This is a genomic window from Haloarchaeobius ordinarius (assembly GCF_051801355.1).
GTDB lineage: Archaea > Halobacteriota > Halobacteria > Halobacteriales > Natrialbaceae > Haloarchaeobius.
In genome coordinates, this window is record NZ_CP196560.1 from 2,321,096 (window position 1) to 2,338,885 (window position 17,790).

At 65.6% G+C, this 17,790-nt stretch carries 16 protein-coding genes; 4 read left to right on the top strand and 12 right to left on the bottom strand.

Annotated elements, in window-relative coordinates; genetic code table 11:
• Window positions 1-20: 20 nt before the first annotated feature.
• The 8 genes from ACSC1R_RS12145 to ACSC1R_RS12180 all read right to left on the bottom strand — a co-directional run bounded on the left by ACSC1R_RS12145 (window position 21) and on the right by ACSC1R_RS12180 (window position 6,767).
• Window positions 21-617: a DUF7344 domain-containing protein gene (locus tag ACSC1R_RS12145; RefSeq protein ID WP_439026000.1), complete on the bottom strand. Its 597-nt coding sequence runs from the start codon at window positions 615-617 to the stop codon at window positions 21-23.
• 224 nt (window positions 618-841) lie between these two features.
• Window positions 842-1,207, bottom strand: coding sequence for an AzlD domain-containing protein (locus tag ACSC1R_RS12150; RefSeq protein ID WP_439026001.1), 366 nt, complete (start codon window positions 1,205-1,207; stop codon window positions 842-844).
• Complete coding sequence (locus tag ACSC1R_RS12155) at window positions 1,204-1,932, bottom strand: AzlC family ABC transporter permease (protein ID WP_439026002.1); 729 nt, start codon at window positions 1,930-1,932, stop codon at window positions 1,204-1,206. The genes ACSC1R_RS12150 and ACSC1R_RS12155 overlap by 4 nt, the downstream gene beginning before the upstream one ends.
• A 231-nt stretch (window positions 1,933-2,163) precedes the next feature.
• Entirely contained in the window at window positions 2,164-2,736 is a 573-nt protein-coding gene (locus tag ACSC1R_RS12160) for a DNA-3-methyladenine glycosylase family protein (protein ID WP_439026003.1), read from the bottom strand.
• 54 nt (window positions 2,737-2,790) lie between these two features.
• Window positions 2,791-3,381 (bottom strand): HdeD family acid-resistance protein, encoded by a 591-nt coding sequence (locus tag ACSC1R_RS12165; protein ID WP_439026004.1) that lies wholly within the window; start codon window positions 3,379-3,381, stop codon window positions 2,791-2,793.
• 127 nt (window positions 3,382-3,508) lie between these two features.
• Window positions 3,509-3,781, bottom strand: coding sequence for a DUF7513 family protein (locus tag ACSC1R_RS12170; protein ID WP_439026005.1), 273 nt, complete (start codon window positions 3,779-3,781; stop codon window positions 3,509-3,511).
• A complete protein-coding gene (locus ACSC1R_RS12175; protein WP_439026006.1) occupies window positions 3,778-5,319 on the bottom strand; it encodes a Na+/H+ antiporter NhaC family protein in 1,542 nt (513 codons plus the stop codon). Before ACSC1R_RS12175 ends, ACSC1R_RS12170 begins: the two co-directional genes overlap by 4 nt.
• A 296-nt stretch (window positions 5,320-5,615) precedes the next feature.
• Window positions 5,616-6,767, bottom strand: coding sequence for an acyl-CoA dehydrogenase family protein (locus ACSC1R_RS12180; protein WP_439026007.1), 1,152 nt, complete (start codon window positions 6,765-6,767; stop codon window positions 5,616-5,618).
• Between the two features lie 116 nt (window positions 6,768-6,883).
• On the opposite strand from ACSC1R_RS12180, the gene ACSC1R_RS12185 reads away from it, so the two are divergent.
• The 4 genes from ACSC1R_RS12185 to ACSC1R_RS12200 all read left to right on the top strand — a co-directional run bounded on the left by ACSC1R_RS12185 (window position 6,884) and on the right by ACSC1R_RS12200 (window position 10,870).
• A complete protein-coding gene (locus ACSC1R_RS12185) occupies window positions 6,884-8,860 on the top strand; it encodes a 3-hydroxyacyl-CoA dehydrogenase NAD-binding domain-containing protein (protein ID WP_439026008.1) in 1,977 nt (658 codons plus the stop codon).
• Window positions 8,861-8,942: 82 nt separating this feature from the next.
• On the top strand, window positions 8,943-9,368 hold the full coding sequence (locus tag ACSC1R_RS12190) for a hypothetical protein (protein WP_439026009.1): 426 nt from the start codon (window positions 8,943-8,945) through the stop codon (window positions 9,366-9,368).
• Between the two features lie 38 nt (window positions 9,369-9,406).
• Entirely contained in the window at window positions 9,407-10,135 is a 729-nt protein-coding gene (locus ACSC1R_RS12195; RefSeq protein ID WP_439026010.1) for a DICT sensory domain-containing protein, read from the top strand.
• Between the two features lie 129 nt (window positions 10,136-10,264).
• Complete coding sequence (locus ACSC1R_RS12200) at window positions 10,265-10,870, top strand: HalX domain-containing protein (RefSeq protein ID WP_439026011.1); 606 nt, start codon at window positions 10,265-10,267, stop codon at window positions 10,868-10,870.
• Here the strand turns inward: ACSC1R_RS12200 and ACSC1R_RS12205 are convergent, their stop codons facing one another.
• The 4 genes from ACSC1R_RS12205 to ACSC1R_RS12220 form a co-directional block, all read right to left on the bottom strand.
• Window positions 10,871-12,922 carry a PAS domain S-box protein gene (locus ACSC1R_RS12205; RefSeq protein ID WP_439026012.1) on the bottom strand — a complete coding sequence of 684 codons (2,052 nt, stop codon included), beginning with the start codon at window positions 12,920-12,922 and terminating at the stop codon, window positions 10,871-10,873.
• A 173-nt stretch (window positions 12,923-13,095) separates the two neighbouring features.
• Window positions 13,096-14,244: an acyl-CoA dehydrogenase family protein gene (locus tag ACSC1R_RS12210; protein ID WP_439026013.1), complete on the bottom strand. Its 1,149-nt coding sequence runs from the start codon at window positions 14,242-14,244 to the stop codon at window positions 13,096-13,098.
• A 98-nt stretch (window positions 14,245-14,342) separates the two neighbouring features.
• Complete coding sequence (locus ACSC1R_RS12215; protein ID WP_439026014.1) at window positions 14,343-15,881, bottom strand: hypothetical protein; 1,539 nt, start codon at window positions 15,879-15,881, stop codon at window positions 14,343-14,345.
• A 224-nt stretch (window positions 15,882-16,105) separates the two neighbouring features.
• Window positions 16,106-17,785 (bottom strand): long-chain fatty acid--CoA ligase, encoded by a 1,680-nt coding sequence (locus ACSC1R_RS12220; protein WP_439026015.1) that lies wholly within the window; start codon window positions 17,783-17,785, stop codon window positions 16,106-16,108.
• Between the last annotated feature and the right edge of the window lie 5 nt (window positions 17,786-17,790).

A 17,790-nucleotide genomic window follows, 5' to 3' on the forward strand; every position in this document is an offset into this window, starting at 1 on the left:
CTCGACCGACGGCGCTCTCTTCAGTCGGTACCGCCTAACCGGGACAGCTGTCCACCTTCGTCGAGTCCAGTCTCCCGGTCACGAAGGTGGTGTACGGCTCCGGTGACGAGTATCGCAACCGCGAACAGCCCCGCAAGCGCGAGACCGGGCACCTGGTCGAACGGGACGAGTCCGAGTCCGGCCAGCGCCGTGACGGCGAGACAGACGCCGCCGAGCCCGAGGTAGAACGTGCTCCACGAGCTGTCGTCTTCCGACACTGCGTCGAGGTACACGTCGAGTTCCTGGCAGACGTCGGTGAGCGTGATGGTCCCCGTCGACGGTTCGTAATCCACGAGACCCGCGTCGTCCAGCTTCGGCAGGTGGGTCTGGTGCAACGCGATGTAGACGCGTTTGCGTTCGCTCGAGGAGACCATATCGACCGGCTCGTCGTTCTCCCAGGCGGCGAGTTGGCGCGAGAGCTCGCGTTTGGTCGCCGTCTCGTCTTCCTGCTGGAGCAGGTAGTGGAGTGTCTGTCGGCGACGTCTGTTCGAGAGGACTTCGAACAGCTCCTCTTTGGTCGGTCCCGTTTCGTCGGCTGGCTCGTCTGGTAGTGGTTGTATCGTTTGTGTGGTTTCCATGAGCTCGTTCCCCCCAGGTAACAGCGTACGTTCTGGCATCACCAAGACGGCCATAATGCTTAATTAGCCGGGTTTACATTTCCGGGTCACCGAGAATTCTCGGAGAATGTCAGTATCGAGTAAGTCGAGATAAACAGCGGGTAGGGCCTCCTTATTGCCGTCTGCGGCCGATTAGGCATCTCCTGACTCTCGGACAGGTCAGTTTAACAACTATTCCGAACAGGTCAGCCGAACAGCCCGGCCGCCGCGAGCGACCAGTCGACCAGCCAAAGTGTTCCCATCCCGACGGCGATGGTGGCGAGCACGTCCTCGGTTCGCCAGGCGACCGCGGCGGCCACCGCCGCGGCGACGACCTTCGCCGGGTCGTAGTCGAGCGCGAACCCACCCGACGTGGCCTCCAGCGAAACGATGGCGGGGACGACCAGTGCCGCGAGCACGGCGGCCGGAACCAGTCGAAGGAACGATTCGAGGCCGTCCGGCACGTCCTGCACTCGCCCGAGCAGCAGGATGAACGAGAAGCGAATGGCGAACGTCCCGACCCCGGCGACGAGGATGACGGCCCACACCGTCGTGGCGTCGTAGCTCGTCACGTTTCGGCCCCCTCCGAGGAGTGGTCGGTCTCGGTCTCTGTTTCACGGTGCCGGTCACGAAGTGCACCAACACTCAGGGCGAGCAGCGCCGCGACGACGAGCCCGAGGTCGAACGGGAGCGCCGCCGCTGGAATCGCAAGGAGGCCGGCGACAAGTGCGACGAGTTCGGTCGTGCGGTCCGAAAGCGCCGGGAACAACAGCGCCATGAACGTAAGCGGAATGGCGAACTCCAGCGAGAGGCCGGCGGGCACGTTCGCGCCGAGGACGACCCCGGCGACGGTCGTTATCTGCCAGACGACCCACAGGGTGAACGCGGCACCGAGGTAGTACCAGCGGCGACTACGTTCGTCCGGGTCAGTCTGGCGGTACTCGGTGATAGAGAGCGCGTACGCCTGGTCGGTGAGGACGTACGCACAGAGTGCCTTCCAGCGCGTCGCGAACTTCCGGAAGTAGGGTGCGATGGAGGCGCTGTACATCGTCATCCGGAGGTTGATGACGAGGACGGTGACCACGATGACCGCCAGTGGTGCGTCCCGGCCGAACAGCTCGATGGCGGCCAGTTGCGATGCGCCGGCGAAGACGACGACCGACAGGCCGACGGCGTGGAGCGGGTCGAGTCCGGCGTTCACCGCGCTCACGCCCGCGATGAGCCCGAACGGGATGATGCCAAGGAGCAACGGCGCGACCGCCCGTGCGCCGGCCAGGAGGTCCCCGCGATTACTCACTGGCGGGCCACCTCCCTCTCGTCGGTCGCCCGCGTGTGTGGGCCGGCACACCCTGGCCACCCACCGCGGTCGGTTCGTACTGCGGCGCTCGACGTGGCTGTGGCATCTACTCCGTGACATTCGCCCGACGACAATAGTTCGTCCGCTTCCGGCGGCCGGGGCCGGTATTGCGCGTTTCTTCGGGGGGTCGATACTCGAGCGCGAACGGGCACGGTCGTCCACCCAATTCGGTCAGTCGACGACGCGCCAGAGGTATCGGCTGGCGTAGCTCCGGTACGGCCGCCAGCGTTCGGCCGTCTCGACCATCTCGGCTCGCGTCGCCTCGCCGTACAGTTCCTCCATCCCGCGACGGATGCCGAGGTCTTCGACCGGGAAGACGTCCTCGCGGCCGAGACAGAACATGAGAAACATCTTCGCCGTCCAGTCGCCGATACCGGTTATCTCGGTGAGTTCGGCGACGACCGCCTCGTCGTCGAGGTCGTGCAACCGCTCGACTGAGAGGCCGTCGTCGAACCGCTCGGCGACGTTCCGAACGTAGCGAATCTTCTGTCCCGAGAGACCGACGTCCGCGAGCGCCTCGTCGTCGGCCGCGAGCAATCCCGATGGCGTCACCTCGAACCGGTCGAACAGTCGTTCTCGAATCGCGGCCGCAGACTGGACCGACAGCTGCTGGTTCACGATGGAGACGACCAGTCGCTCGAACGGGTCCGGGTGCGGTTCGACCGTCAGTTCGCCGTGTTCCTCGACGAGTGGACCGATGTCCGGGTCGGCACGCAGGAACTCGTGTGGGTCGGAGTCGGACACGTGGGAGGGGACGGCCGGGACCGAAATAAGCGACCCGTTCGACGCGGTCGTTGCTCAGACCGACTCGGTGTCTCGGCTCGAGTCCTCCGTCGTGGCGGTGCTGCGGCCGACGAAGACCCAGGCCACGCCGGTGACGACGAGGGCGAACCCGATCAACGCCCCCCGCGTCCCGTACACCGGGGGTACCTCTCGGAAGAGGACCAACAGCCCGAACGTCACCGCCAGTGCGCCACCGACGAACATCATCGGCCAGTACGCGGCCGGTCGGTGCCTGAATCCGTACCCGACGTGCAGCAGGCCGTGGCACACGAGGAAGACACCGAGGAGGGTCCCGAACCGTACGAACGAGGCGACAGAATCGACCAGATACGAGACGCCAGCGACGACGTAGAGGGCCGTCAACAGGAGTTCGAGGCCGATTCGTCGCTGTTGCGTGTGCTTCGTCCACGCCTGGACCGCGTGGCCGCCGGCCGCGACGAGCAATACCATGCCGACCAGCCGTGCGGCCACCCGGGGACGGGAGAACTCGGGGAGGAGGGGAAGGGTCGCCGCCAGCACGCCGAGTACCACGAGCGAAGCGCCGAGCAACAGGCTCGACTCGGGGAGTCGGTCCAGCCGAGTCAAGGCGCGTCGTGTCGTGTCCATGTGATACCGCTTCTAGGGCATCGTCAGGCAAAAGGGGGTATTTTGGGAGAACGGACAGTCGACGCGGGCCGACAGTCGGGAAACGTGACGAGAACCCGAGGCGGACCGACCGACTCGTCGCCGGTCGTCAGAGGCCGCGTCCGGCGATAGTCTCCAGCAGGACTGCCTTGCCGGTGTCCGTCCCGTCGTCGAACTCTTCGACGCGGACGCGGACCCGCTCGTCGACGAGGGTTTCCGGGTCCTCGACCCCGACCACGTACAGCCGCGAGTCGCCGATGCGGAGGACCGCATCACCGTCCCGTACGTCGGTGACGAAGGCGGTGACCTCCTCACCCTGTCCGAACGCCGGGGTCCGGGTCCGGAAGCCGACGCCAGCGAACAGGGAAGAGAACAGGCTCATACGCGCTGCACCTCCGCGGACTGCCGGTCGTGGACGTATTCACGCCCGTAGCCGGTCCACGCGGCGAAGACGAACACCGCCACGAGGAACCAGCCGTGGAAGACGTACGGCCAGACCGTGACCGGGTTCACGACCATCTCCTGGGTGAACCACGGGATGGTCTCGGTCAGGCTCGTCATCGCCCCGTACCCCGCGAGCAGGCCGCCACCCCACGGGAAGATGTACCCGAGGGCGGAGGTGTTCGCGTCGAGGATGTTCGCGCGCCGGTAGCCGTTCAGGTTGAAGCGGCCGCCCAGCTTGGCGATGTAGGGCGCGATGGCGATCTCGGCCGCGGTGTTGATGGTTATCATCCCGTTGACCAGCGCGGTCCCGAGGACCATCGTGACCTCGGCACGACGGACCGTCGTCGCCACCGAGTCGATGAGGAAGTCGAGGATGGCCTCGAAGCCGCCGCCGCGAATCATTATCTCCGCCGCCGCGACGATGAGCAGCGTCAGCACGATGAGCGGGAAGAAGCCGACCGCGCCGTTGTAGAGTGCGCCACCGACCGAGACCGGTGCATCGGCGTTCTCCGCGAGCTGGACGAACGGCAGCCACGTGAACGAGGACGCGAGACTGGTCTCACTCGGCGTGTAGAACACGAGGATGTCGGACACCGTCGAGAGACCGAGTGCGAGGTTCGCCACGATTGCAGTGAGCAGCCCCCACGAGACGGCCTCGACGATGTGGCGACCTCTGATGGCCGTCACGATGACGACCCCCATCGAGACGAGGTGGACGAGCCCGAAGACGTTCGCTTGCTCGGCGAGGCTCGTCCCCGCCCCGGTGACGTCGATGCCGGCCATCGACATCCCGGCGAAGACGTAGGCGACGAACGCGAACGCCGCCGCGACGAGCGCGTACTTCAGGCGGGAGGAGACGACGCCGCCGATGTCGGCGTCCTGGGTCACTGCACTCACGATGGTCGTGTCCGAGACCGGCGCGAGGTTGTCGCCGAACACCGCCCCCGAGAGGATGGCGGCGAACAGCAGCGTCGGGTTGGCCCCGAGCAGGATGCCCGCCGGGAACACGACGGTCGTGAACGTGATGGCCGTCCCGTACCCGGTCCCGATACCGGTCGCGAGCAGGGCGGCGAGGACGAACGTCACCGCCGGGAACAGGTCGCCCGCGACGCCGGTCACGTCGGCGGCCCAGACGAGGCCGTTCACGAACTGTCCCGCCTGCAGGACGTTCGCGAACATGCCCGCCCAGAGCCACGCGACGACGGCCGTCGCGGCGACCCGCTGTGTCATCCCGTCGAAAATCGTGTCGGCGTAGTCTTTCCACGAGCCTTTGACGAGGAACATCCCGGCGATGAGGCCGACCAGCATCCCCACGACCAGGCCCTGTGTGTCACCGACGCCGAGGACGCCGCTCTGGAAGATGGCCCAGGCGACGAACACGGCGAGCGGGACGGCACTCGCGGCACGCCCGCCGTAGAACGCCAGTTCCGGCGGGCTCGATTCATCACTGTCGTCGAACGATTCCATCTCTGCCATCGGACATGGGGACATTTTGGTCGATTATAAAACCACACGAATTTACACGGATAACTTCCGATTATTGACTGAACTCGGGAGTGCACGCCAGAGAAACCGTGCATCGACCAGTTACAGGCGTACTGGCTGAACCGGGCGTCCCACGTCCAGTGACCCGGCGGAGCGTGACCAACCCCTGTCACTTCACGAACCTAATTTTACGCCGGGGTGATGGGAGTCGGTATCGAATCGAAACGTCGAGAGAGAGAAAACGCGTTTCCAAGCGCCGGTCGATGGGCTACTCGCGTTTATCGCGATTAGAAGCCCTTGCCGAGCAGTTCGCGAGCGATGATGTTCTTCTGTATCTCGGTCGTGCCCTCGTAGATCTGGGTGATCTTCGCGTCGCGGTAGAAGCGTTCGACCGGGAAGTCGTTCACGTAGCCTGCACCACCGTGGATCTGGACGGCCTCGTCGGCCACGGAGACGGCGATGTTGGAGGCGAACTCCTTCGCCATGGAGGCGAGCATCGTGATGTCCTCGCCCTGGTCGACGTTCCAGGCAGCCTTGTACGTGAGGTTGCGGGCGGCCTCGGTCTTCGTGTGCATCTCGGCGAGTTTGTGCTGGATAGCCTGGAAGTCCGAGATGGGGCGGTCGAACTGTTCGCGTTCCTGGGCGTACGAGAGTGCGGCCTCGGACGCACCCTTCGCGATACCGACGCCCTGCGCGGCGACGGCGGTCCGGGTCTCGTCGAAGAACTGCATCTGCTGGAGGAAGCCCATACCACGGGTCCCGATGAGGTTCTCCTCGGGCACGCGCACGTCGTCGAGGATGAGTTCGGCGGTGTCGGAGGCGCGGATACCGAGTTTGCCCGTAATCTTCTCGGACTTGAACCCGTCGCGGTCGGACTCGACGACGATCTGGCTGAAGCCGTTGTAGCGGCCCTCGGCCTCGGGGTCGGTCTGGCAGAGGACGACGTAGTAGTCGCCGATGGTCCCGTTCGTAATCCACATCTTGTTCCCGTTGATGACCCACTCGTCGCCGTCCTTCTCGGCCTGCGTGCTCACGGAGGACACGTCGCTACCGGTGTCGGGCTCTGAGATTGCCGCGCCCATGATGGCGTCGCCTGTCGGGATGGGTTCGAGGAAGCGCTCTTTTTGCTCTTCGGTCCCGAACTCCATGATGGCGTCCGCACCGAAGGAAGCCGAGGTCAGACACAGGCCGATACCCGCGTCGACCGCGAACAGTTCTTCGGTGATGATGGCGGATTCGAGGTTGCCGTAGTCGGCCCCGCCGTACTCGAAGGGGATGTGTGCGCCGAGCAGTCCCGCGTCGGCGGCCTTCTCCATGACCTCCCACGGGTACTTCTCTTCGACGTCGTACTCCTGTGCGACCGGCTTCACTTCGTTCTCCGCGAAGCGCCGGACCTCCTCTTTGATCTGTTTCTGCTCGTCTGAGAGCGCGAAGTCCATAGGCAACTATTAACGAATTCAGGGTTAAAAATCTATGTAACCCGAAATAAACTCGAAAAGCGTTTCCCGTTTCAGCAGGGGAAACCTTGAAACGGTTGCCAGTTGTCGGTCCGAACATGGAGTTGGACCAAATCAACACTATCACAGTTCTTGGTGCAGGGAATATGGGCCACGGTATCGCCGAGGTCGCCGCCCTCGCAGGCTACGACGTCAACCTGCGCGACATCAACGACGACCTCGTCCAGGACGGGTACGACAAGATCGAGTGGAGCCTGAACAAGCTCGCCGAGAAGGAAGCCATCACGCAGGACGACGCCGACGCCGCAATCGACCGGGTGACACCCATCGTCGACCTCGAGGAGTCGGTCGAGGACACAGACTTCGTCATCGAGGCTATCGTCGAGCGGATGGACATCAAGAAGGACGTCTGGGGTGACGTCGACGAGTACGCACCCGAGCACGCCGTCTTCGCGACGAACACATCCAGCCTCTCCATCTCGGAGATCGCGACCGCGACCGACCGCGCCGACCAGTTCTGCGGGATGCACTTCTTCAATCCGCCGGTGCGCATGGACCTCGTCGAGGTCATCTCTGGCGCGGAGACGAGCGAGGCGACCCTCGACGTCACCGAGGACCTCGCCGAAGCGATGGGCAAGACGCCCGTCCGCGTTCGCAAGGACGTCCCCGGCTTCATCGTCAACCGCATCCTCGTGCCCCTGATGAACGAGGCCGCGTGGCTGGTCCACGACGGCACCGCCACCATCGCGGAGGTCGACTCCACGACGAAGTTCGACATCGGCCTGCCGATGGGCAGCTTCGAACTCTCGGACTACGTCGGCATCGACGTGGGCCACCACGTCCTCGACTACATGCACGAGGAGCTCGGGGACCGGTACGAGCCGTGTCCGATGATGGTCGAGAAGGTCGAGAACGAAGAGTTCGGCCAGAAGTCCGGCAAGGGCTTTTACGACTACGAGGACGGCGACGGGGCCGACATCCCGATGGACGAGACGAACGCCGAGGTCAAAGAGCGCCTGCTCGCGGTGCTCGCGAACGAAGTCGCCTACCTCATCGGCGACGACGTCGCCTCCGCCAGCGAAATCGACCAGGCGGTCAAACTCGGCGGGCGCTGGCCGAAGGGCCCGGCGAAGATGACCGACGAGTACGGCCTCAACAAGCTCTACACCGCGCTCGAGTCCGCCTACGAGGACACCGAGCACGCCCGGTACGAACCGTACGAGGCCTTCGAGTCCTTCGTCGACGAGGGCTTCTATGGTGATTCGGGGGCCGACGAGGAGGGCGAGGTCGACTTCGACACGCTCAACCTCCACTACCCCGGCGACAAGGTCGCCCACATCGAGCTCAACCGGCCCCAGCAGATGAACTCCATCTCGCTCGAACTCATCGAGGACCTCGACGCCGCACTCGACATCCTCGAGGACGACGACGAGGTCCGTGCCATCCTCATGACTGGTGCAGGTGGCAAGGCGTTCTCCGCGGGTGCCGACTTCATGAGCATCGCCGGTGGGGGTGCGGACCCCTTCGGCGCCGTCGAACTCTCGAAGTTCGGCCAGGAGACGTTCGGTCGCCTCGAGGAGATTGAGATGCCGGTCGTGGCCGCCATCGACGGCTACTGTCTCGGCGGCGGCATGGAACTGGCGACCTGTGCCGACGTGCGAATCGCGACGACGCGTTCGAACTTCGGCCAGCCCGAGTTCAACCTCGGTCTGCTGCCCGGCTGGGGCGGCACCCAGCGTCTCCAGCGTATCGTCGGGATGGGTCGCGCGAAGGAGATAATCTTCACTGCGGACCACTACCCGGCCGACGAGATGGCCGACTTCGGCTTCGTCAACGAGGTCGTCGAACCCGACGAGTTCGAGGAGGAGGCACACGCCTACGCCGCGAAGCTCGCCGGCGGCCCGCCGCTCGCGATGCGCTACACGAAGCGCGCGATGCACAAGGGCTGGGACGACCACGAGGCCGGTCTGGAGGTCGAGTCCATGGGCTTCGGTCACGTCGTCAACTCCGAGGACGTTCACGAGGGCATCAACGCGTTCTTCGGCGACGGTAAGCCGGAGTTCCAGGGCAAGTAGACCGCCGAACACGTCGCCCGTTTTTTCGCTCCCGACTGCCGCCAGAGACAGGGCTTTGTCGACTCGGCCCCCAGTCACGGCCATGTACACCGGGAAGACGGAGCAACCGTGTTGCCTCTGCGATACCCCGGACACGTCAACGCGCATCGACCTGCCGCCACGGGCGGTCCCCCACATGAAGCACGCGGACGCCATCGCGTGGCAGGACATCGTCGGCGAGGTGTCGATCCACTTCTGTGCGAACGACTGGGACCTCGTGCGCGACCTGGTGCTGGACATGGGGATGAACCCGCTCGGGCGATGCAACGTCGCCCGGGCGTCGTTCGACCTGCGCGAGGACTTCGAAGCGATGCTGAGCCAGACGAGGGACGAACCCGACCACGGTCCGGTCGAACGCCGCATGCGCGAGACGAGCGAGTCCGTCCTCGCGGACGACGGTGCGACCGACCGCGTCCGGGTCGAAGCACTCCTGGTCCAGTGGACCCTCTCGGAGCGCCTACCCAGTTAGGGAGAACGGGCATCGTAGCTGGGGTAGTTCGGTCGCATATGACACTCCTCGACATCGTCGACCGCGTCCGCCGGCGCGAGAAGACGTTGACGCTGTTCAACCTCCCGCCCGGGTCGACGCTCGACACCCAACTCGCGTCGTTCTTCCGCGACCAGAACCTGCGGGTCGAGGTCGACGACACCGCGACGGACGCCCCCTGTTTCGCGACGTTGACAGACGACGAGACGCTGTACACCGCCGTCGAGGCCAGTGACCTCTTCGCCCTGCTGGACGGTCCTGACCCGGGACCGGACGACCTCGGCATCGACGATTCCGCACACGCCGCCCTGCTCGGCCCGCTCAAGGAGACGACGTTCACCAGTTACGACCGGACCGAGATGATGGCGGTCACGCGCGAGATAGAAGACCGGGCGTTCCGGGTCGGCACCGGGACGCTCTGGGCCGGCTTCCAGCGGCTCTCCCGCTTCGACTTCCAGACGGACGTCTACCGGCGACTCGCGACGACCGACCTTGACCTGCACGTGTTCGGGTACCCCGACGACCACGAGTCCGTCGACGGCGTGACGTTCCACGGGCTCGAGACGGAGGAGATACGGCGGACGTGGTTCGTCGTGTTCGACGGTGGCGACCGAGAGGCCGCCAAGAGCGCCCTGCTGGCGACGGACAGGGGCGACGGGACGTTCTACGGCACCTGGACCTACGACCCCACAGTGGTCGACCGTGTGACGGAGTACCTGACCACCCACAGCGACCGTGTGATTCCCTAACGTCTCGGCTCGACAGGACGAACCGACACGACCGGAACCGAAAGACGGAGTTGTGTGCCACCAGCAAACATACCAGAGAATAGAGGTGTGGGCGCGGCATTTATCAACCATTGCCTCTATGGGTCGTGTGTGGCAGAAAACGACGGTCAAGGGGCTGGTAGCTCATCGGACGGCCTCGAGGTGCTCGTCGTAGACGACGAGTCACGACTGGCGGACCTCTTCGCGGCGTGGCTCACGACCGAGTACAACGTTGAAGCGGCCTACGACGGCGAATCTGCACTGGCATTGATGGAGGACTCGGTGCGTATCGTCCTGCTGGACCGGCGGATGCCCGGCCTCTCCGGCGACGAAGTGCTCGAACGAATCCGCGAAGACGGCTACGACTGTCGCGTGGTGATGGTCACGGCCGTCGACCCGGACTTCGACATCATCGAGATGGGCTTCGACGACTACCTCGTCAAGCCGGTCTCGAAGGACGAACTGCTCGACGTCGTCGAGAACGTCACGTCTCGGTCGGACTACGAGAGCGACATCCAGGAGTATTACTCGCTGGTCTCGAAGAAGTCGCTCCTCGAATCCGAGAAATCAGAGCGTGAACTCGACGACAACGAGGAGTACACCGAACTCTGTGCGCGGGTCGACGAACTCCGCGACAAGGTAGACGACGCCGTCTCGGGGATGCAGGACCACGACGACTTCGTCGGGGCGTTCCAGGACCTCCCCGGCGGCAGCTAATCAGGCCGATTTCACGTCCGAGAACTCGAATCGAGCACCGCCTTCCGAACTCTCGACGACACGGGTCGTCCAGCCGTGAGCACTCGCTACTTCTCGCACGACCCAGAGCCCGATACCGAGTCCCTCCTCCGACGTCGTGAACTCCGAATCGAACGCGTTCTCGCGAACTTCTTTCGGCATCCCCTCGCCATCGTCAGCGACGTAGAACCCCGCTGGACGGGCGAGTGACGGTTCTTCCGGTGCGTCTTCGTCCGGGAACTCGAAGCCGCCAGTCGCGGCGTCGAGGCCGTCAGCGACACTGTCCGGGTCCGCTTGTTCCCCATCGGGGACGAGCAGTCCGACCTCGATCGCGACGTCCTCGCCGCCGTGTTCGACGGCGTTGCGGAACAGGTTCTCCAGCGCCCGGAGCAGGCGCGAGCGGTCGACGGCGATGACGGTCGAATCGACCACCGTCAGGGTCGCCGACCTGGTGTCGACGTTCGACCACGCCTCGCGGATTATCTCTTCGAGGTCGGTCGGCTCCGTCTCGGTGACGGTCTGCCCCTGTCGGGCGATGGCGAGCACGTCGGCGACGATGTCCTCCATGCGGTCGAGGCCGTCCTCGACGTGCTGGATGTACTCGGCGACGGACTCGTCGCTCTGTTCTTTCACCAGGTCGAGGTAGCCCTGCGAGACGCCGAGTGGGTTCCGGAGGTCGTGGCTGACGATGCTCGCGAAGGCGTCGAGGCGTTCGTTCTGGCGCTCGAGTTCCTGTTCGCGCTTCTTCCGTTCGGTGATGTCGCGGACGACGCCGACGGTCCCCCGGAACTCGTCGTCCTCGAACGGGAGCAGTGCTATCTGTACCTCGCCCGGGAAGGTCCGCCCGTCTTTGGTCTCGACGGTGACCTCCTGCGTCTCGCCCTCCATGCGCCGGTCGTGGACCATCCGTCGGATGGCCTCGCGACCAGCGGTGACTGACTCCTCGTCGAGGATGATGGAGATGTGTTCGCCGAGCAGGCCCTCCCGGGAGTAACCCGTCATCGACATCATCGCGTTGTTGACGGTCATGAAGTGGCCGTCGGAGTCGAGGACGTACATGCCGTCGCCGACGGTCTCCACGAGCCGTTCGTAGCGTCGCAGGACGCGTTCTTGCTGGTCGATGCGCCCCCGGATGGCGATGGTGTCGAGGACGTGCGAGACGCTACTGGCTATCTCACGGACCGCGCTCACCTCCATCTCGTCGAACCCGTCGTCGTCGTTCGAGTAGACCCCGAGGATACCGTAGAGTTCGTCTTCGACGGCCAGCGGTGCGATGGCGACCGCGTTACAGCCGCGGTCGGTGGCCGTCGCCCGCCACGGGACGGCAGCATCGTGGCCGTCGATGTCGTTGACTATCTGGACCTCTCGACTTCGAAGCGCCCGGTCGATGACCGACTGTCGGCCGGACCGGCCGACGGGGAAGGTCATACTTATCGGCCAGTCCCCGGTCTCGCTGGCGGCGACCCACGGCACGACCTGTCGCTCGCCGCGGTCGTACTCGCCGACCCACGCGAACGTGTAGCGGCCGCCGAGGGTGAGTTGGTCACAGACGGCCTCCTCGATGTCCATCGGCGAGGACGCGTCGACGAGCGACCGTTTCACGTCGCGGACGATGTCTTCCGGTCGGTTCCCGCCCGGCGGGGAACCGTCACGCGGGTTCCGGACGACGGAGTTGGCGACCCAGCCAGCGAAGGCGTCGTCCGACCCCGGCGTCCCGATGGCGTCGAGGAAGTCGACGACCTCCATGACGGCGACGCCGTCACCCCGGTCCGTGTGGTACTCCGAGAGGACGAGCAGGGGGAGGTCGGGGTGTCGTTCGCGGGTCGCCTGGAAGATGGCGGGCGAGTCACCGACGGTCGCGTCGTCGCTGACGATGCAGTCGAGCGAGCCGTCGTCGAGATGGTCGATGATGCCGTCGAAGCCCGCGGCGGTGAGGACGTCGACGTTCGGGTAGGACCACTCCAGCGGTGCCGCCAGCCGTTCCCGAAGCTCGGCGTCGTTGCTGATGACGAGTACGGTGTTGGTGGCGGTCATTCGGAGAGGTACACCTCGGCGTCGATGAACGACAGGTCAGTCCGTCCCCACGCGAACATCTCGTCTGTTGTCGCTGCTGTTCGCTGGTTCGGATAAAGACGCTTGTGGTTACCCAGCCACACACGGCGGGCGCGGGTCCGTCCCGGGCCTGCCGGGACTCGGGAATCCGCGGGTCAGGCCTGTCTGTAGACGAGGTTGCGCTGGATGGCGTTCGCGCCCTCGTAGATGACTGGAATGCGCACGTCGCGGTAGACCCGGGCGATGCGGCGCTCGTCGAGGACGGACCGGCCGCCGTGGAGTTGCATCCCCTTCTCGGCGTTGTGGGTCGCCGTCTCGGTCGCCTTCGTCTTCGCCATGGCCGCCCAGTAGCCGGCGTTCTGGTTCCCGGCGACCTTCTCGCAGGCGCGCCAGGTGAGCGACCGGGCGGACTCGAACTCGATGAGCATGTCCGCGAGGTCGTGCTGGACCGACTGGAAGTCACTGACCTTGCGACCGAACTCCTCGCGGTCGTGGACGAAGTCCCACGCCTCCTCGATGGCTGCTGCCGCGAGGCCGAGCCCGTGGCCCGCGACCACGACCCGACCGTGGTTGAAGAACTCCGCGAGCATCATGAAGCCGTTACCCTCGTAGCCGATGAGGTTCTCCTCGGGGATGCGACAGTCGTCGAAGGTGATGTGGGCCTGTTTCGACGCCCGGAAGCCCATCTTCTCGGGGATGTGCTCGGCCTCGTACCCCTCGGTGTCGGTCGGGACGATGAACATCGAGTGGTTCCCGTACCGGTTGTCCGGGTTGTCGCCAGTGCGCGCGTACACAGTCACCCAGTCGGCCTCGACGCCGTTGCCGATCCAGTACTTCTCGCCGTTGAGCACGTACTCGTCGCCGTCTTTCTCCGCCGTCGTCTGCATCCCCGCGAGGTCGCTTCCCGTCTCGGGTTCGGACACCGCGAGCCCGGACAGTTGCTCGCCCTCGGCGACCGGTCGCAGGTACTCCGCTTTTTGCTCTTCGTTGCCGTACTCGTACGTTATCTCGCAGCCGAAGCTGGCGAGCTGGAGTGTGAGCGCGATGCCGGCGTCGGCGCGGTAGAACTCCTCGGTGATGGCCAGAATCTGGGGCAGCGAGAGACCGCGGCCGCCGTACTCTTCGGGGATGTCCTGGGCGACCAGCCCGGCCTCCTGCCCGGCTTTCAGTATCTCGGTCGGGTACTCGCCCGACCGGTAGAACTCCTGGGCGTTGGGTTCGATGTGCTCGGCCGCGAACTCGCGGGCCTCGGCTTTGATGTCCAGGGCTTCCTCGGGGACGATGGAGTCGTCGAGAAGTTCCATGTGCCGCGGTTCGAACCGTGGGCCTATATACCGTTTGGCACGGTGAACGTGTCGCCGCTTCTTCGCACCGCCTGCTGCGGGTTCTGCTCCCGTAACCGTCAGGTTCGAACGGCCGGTTCGGGGCGGACGCGGCGAACCTGATACACCGTACCGTCGAAGCCGAAGGTGAGGGGTCGCTCCGGGCCCTCGTCACCGTCGCCGGTCGCTGTGGCGGGACCCAGCACCTGTGCCACCGCCCTGGCCGTCGTGGTCAGCCGGACCGTATCGAGCGTTTCGTCGTCGTGGAGGTTCGCCAGGGTGTCCCGGAGCGCCTGTCGCTGGAACACCTGTTCGACGATGAACGTGGTGGACGGGTCGGCGCTGGGTGCGCGGCCGAGTTCGATGGTCGCCGACTCCTCGGTCGAGGGGTGGTCGTCTCCCGCGGTCGTCGTCTCCACGTCCAGCCGCCTGCCCGTCCGGGTGGTTTCGACCACGAACGGTGAGGGCGTGACCGCCACGGGGTCGGCGGTGACGTCTAGCACGGCGGCGACACAGCGCGTCGTCTCCACGTCGCGGTAGGTCCCGAAGTGGACGGCGTACCGGCCAGTCCGGAGACCAGGAAGCGCGTCCCGGGCGTGGACGGACCCGGGTTCGACGCCGAGGCGGATGGTTCGCTGGGCGCTCTGGCCGGGCAAGAGCGCGTCGGGTCGTTTCCCACCCGTCGTGGGCAAGAGTGGAATCCACGCCCCGTCGACCAGTTTGAACACCTGGACCGCGGTCGGCACCACCCGATGGGTACTCAGGTCGTAGAGCGTCACACGGAGTGGGATGGGCGTGGTGACCGACTCGCTGGTCGGTTCGAGGTAGATGTCGCCGTCGGCGTCGTGGAACCACCGGGTCGCACAGGCCGGAAGGTCGGGGACCGCCACACTGCTGAAGCGGGACGTCGGCGACGGCCGCGACTCCCAGAGCGACACGGTGAACGTCGCCCCGTGGTCCTCGGCGCGAAAACGGTACACACCGGGGACCAGACAGTCCTCGCCCGCCGGAGTGACGAGGTCGTACTCCCGGCCCGTCCGCTCGCCGGGGTTCAACGCGACCGACTCCGTCGCCGTCGGCGCGCGGACGGCCGCCGGGAGTCGCCAGCAGCCATCGGTTTCCCACGCCCACGCCACGTCGAACCTGTCGTCGTCCGTCGGCACGAGCAAGAGCAGTGGTGGCTGGGCCGGGGTTGCCGACCCGGTCGCGGTGGAACTGGCCGTCCGTGCCTCGAACGTCCCCACGAACGCACCGAAGGGAGCGACACCGTCGAACTGGAACGTGGTCGGGGTCGCCCCCGTGTTGGTGGCCTCTATCCACACCCTGGGTGGGTGTTTCCGCGTCCCGTCTTCGGTGAAGCCGACGCGGTATCTGAGGCGGTCCGACGTGGTCGCGATGGCTGCAATCGCGAGTTCGACAGGTGGGGCACGGAGCGTGGAGACCGCCCGCGCCCGGAGGGGCGAGGTACCCGACTCGGGAGTGCCTCCTCGGGTCGTCGTCGGCACCGAGAACGGTTCACGTGTCCCGGTCCTGCCGCTCGGGCCCGCGCCAAAGCCGTTACACCCGGCGAGGGCCGTCAGGCTACCGGTGACGCTCGCGAGCAGGGTCCGTCGGCGCACGATGGTCGAGTAACGCGCCCGGAGGAAATCGTTCTTCGGGTGGTGGTCACGCGTCGTGGACGAACTCGCAGGCGGTCCCCTCTGGCCAGCAGGCTCGTGGCGAGGACACCGAGGATAGCACGCCGGCGCATACCGGAGGGACAGGACGCCATCGGCAAGTAGCTTTCAGCGCCGGAATCCCCGGCTGGTTCCCTGTAACTGCAGAAAACAGACGGTGTCCGCCTTCAGTCGTCGTCGCCTTCGGGAGCAGCCTCCTCCGGGGCCTTTCCGGCGACGAGGTCCGAGTCGTCGCCGTACTGGTCACGCAGGACCTTCTTGTTGAACTTCCCGGTCGCGGTCTTCGGGACCTCCTCGATGTACACCACGTCGTCCGGGACCCACCACTTCGGGTACTCCGCCTGGATGGAATCGAGCAGTTCCTGCCGTAGCGTCTCGGTGTCGGCACCGCCCGTCGGCACGACGAACGCGACGGGTCGTTCCTGCCAGCGCTCGTGCGGGATGCCGATGACGGTCGCCTCGGCCACGTCGTCGTTGGCCATCAGGGCGTTCTCCAGTTCCACGCTCGATATCCACTCGCCGCCGGACTTGATGACGTCTTTCGCGCGGTCGACGATCTGGATGTAGCCGTCTTCGTCGACGGTCACCACGTCGCCGGTCTTGAGCCAGGTGCCGTCAGGGTCTTCGACGAAGTCCTCCTCGTTGGCCTCGGGGCGCTCGAAGTACTCGGTCGTCACCCACGGGCCGCGGACCCAGAGTTCACCGAAGTCCTCGCCGTTGTGGGGGACCTCCTCGCCGTTCTCGTCGATAACCTGCATCTCCAGCCCGGGTACCAGCAGGCCCTGCTTGGCCTGCTTCTCGTAGCGCTTCTCGGCGGGCCAGTCCTCCATCTCCGGCTTGAGGTGGGCGACCGTCCCGATGGGAGCCATCTCGGTCATCCCCCACGCGTGGACGACCTCCACGTCGTACTGCTGGTCGAACGTCTCGATGACCGACTTCGGCGCAGCCGACCCGCCGATGATGATGCGTTCGAGCGAGGAGAGGTCGACCTCGTTCTCCTTCGCGTACTCCAGCAGACCGAGCCAGACCGTCGGGACGCCAGCGGTGAGCGTGACGCCTTCCTCTTCGATGAGAGTGGCGAGGTCGGCCGGGTCCGGCGACGGGCCCGGATAGACGTGCTTTGCACCCGCCGCCGTGGTCGAGAACGGCATCCCCCACGCGTTCACGTGGAACATCGGGACGACCGGCATGACGACCTCGTCGGAGCCGATGCCGATGCCGGACTCGGGCAGGGTCGCCATCGTGTGCGCCCACAGCATCTGCTGGGTGTACTCGACGCCCTTCGGGTCGCCGGTCGTACCGGAGGTGTAACACATCCCCGCCGGGGCGTCCTCGTCGACCTGCGGCCAGTCGTAGTCTGTGTCCTCGCCCTCGATGAACGACTCGTAGTCGACCACGTCGTCGAGCGACGTCTCCGGTACCTCGCTGCCCATCACGACGAACTGTTTCACGCCGTCGAACGAGTCGGACTGTGCTGGCCCTTCGAGTTTCGGGAGCAGCGACGGGTCGACGAACAGGACGCGGTCGTCGGCGTTCTCCACGATGTACTCGATGTGGTGGTCGGGCAGGAGCGGATTGATGGTGTGCAACTGGGCACCCATGTTCGGGATGCCGAAGTACGTCTCGAAGTGCCGGTGGTGGTTCCAGCAGAAGGTGCCGACGCGGTCGCCCTCCTCGACTCCGGCCCGTTCCAGGGCTCCGGCGAGCTGTGCGACACGGTCGGCGTACTCTTCGTAGTCGTACCGAACGATGCCCTCGTGGGTCCGTGAAACGATCTCCCGGTCGGAGAAGAGTCGTTCGGCACGCCACAGGAACGGTCGAAGCGTCTGGGCTGTTGCGCCAGGCATACCAA